Below are 1,162 nucleotides of genomic sequence, written 5' to 3'. Positions count from 1 at the left end.
CCCCGGCGGCGGCGCCATCTTCACCTTCACCCTGCCGACCCTGGATCGCGAGGACCTGGCGAAAGACTGACGGCGAAATTGCCGAACCCCGCTTCCACCCGTCTGCGGTACCCGGTATATCCGCCGGGAAAGAGGGGGAATCATGCGGAACCTGTTTCTGGCGTCCTTGAGTGCGGCCTTGCTAGCATCCTGCAGCGGCGGCAATGGCGGCTCGACCCCCTCCCCGACCCCCACGCCCGCTCCGGTGAACCAGCCGCCCAGCTTCACCTCGGCCGCCGCCGTCAGCGTGCCCGAGAACACCAGCGGCACCATCTATACCGCCACCGCCACCGACCCGGAGGGCGCGCCGGTCACCTTCTCGTTGACCGGCGGCGACGACGTCTCGCTCTTCACGCTCACCGGCGCCAATCTGTCGTTCAAGACGCCCCCCGATTACGAAGCCCCGGCCGACCTCAATCACGACAATGTCTACCAGGTCGAGATCACCGCTTCGGACGGCACGAACAACGTGAAGCTGCTGCTCACCGTCACTGTCACCGATATCGGGCCGTCGGGCTATTCGCTCAAGGTGATGGGCCGGCCCTTCACCGGCGTCGATCGCCTCACCGCGGGCGCCATCGCCGAAGATGTCGGGGCTTACCGGTGCTATGATTATGCCAACGCCCGTTATGACGCGCGGCTGTGCAACAGCCTCGTCAGTGGCGGCGTCGGCACTTCCGACTTCTCCTATCAGGAGGAGCGCGGATAGCTCGGCTGGGCCCCGGCGCCGCGCGCCCCGGACTGGGCGGGCCTTGCCACCGACCGCTATACCGTTATCGTCTATACTGCGGCGAACGGCGATCTGATGGTCGTATGGGCCGCGATTCTCGACACGATCCTGCCTTCCACCAGGACTTCGATCCGGCCCATCCCGGGCCGCCCGCCGATCTGGCGAATCCCCAATACCGCCACGCGCAATCTCGGCGGCTGGGCGCAGTTCGGCCGCGACGGCTATCTCTACATCATGTTCGGCGACGGCACCGATTCGAGCCGCGCGCAGGATCCCAATTCGCCCTTCGGCAAGATCTGGCGGATCGATCCCTACAAGGATGACTATCCGGCCGATGCGGATCGCAATTTCGGCGCGCCCGCGACCGGCGGCATGCTCGCGGCGCTCGGGCTG

2 protein-coding genes are annotated in these 1,162 nt (G+C 66.5%); both read left to right on the top strand.

Annotated elements, in window-relative coordinates; translation table 11 throughout:
* Positions 1-142 precede the first annotated feature (142 nt).
* Positions 143-748 (top strand): cadherin repeat domain-containing protein, encoded by a 606-nt coding sequence (locus AB0K82_RS44650; protein ID WP_364409868.1) that lies wholly within the window; start codon positions 143-145, stop codon positions 746-748.
* A gap of 96 nt (positions 749-844) precedes the next feature.
* Positions 845-1,162, top strand: a 318-nt coding sequence (locus AB0K82_RS44645; RefSeq protein ID WP_364409865.1) for a PQQ-dependent sugar dehydrogenase, incomplete at its 3' end; no start/stop codon positions are given.

It is taken from the genome of Actinoallomurus sp. NPDC052274, assembly GCF_040679475.1.
Taxonomy (GTDB): domain Bacteria; phylum Actinomycetota; class Actinomycetes; order Streptosporangiales; family Streptosporangiaceae; genus Actinoallomurus; species Actinoallomurus liliacearum.
This window is presented reverse-complemented; position numbering and strand designations above follow the sequence as displayed.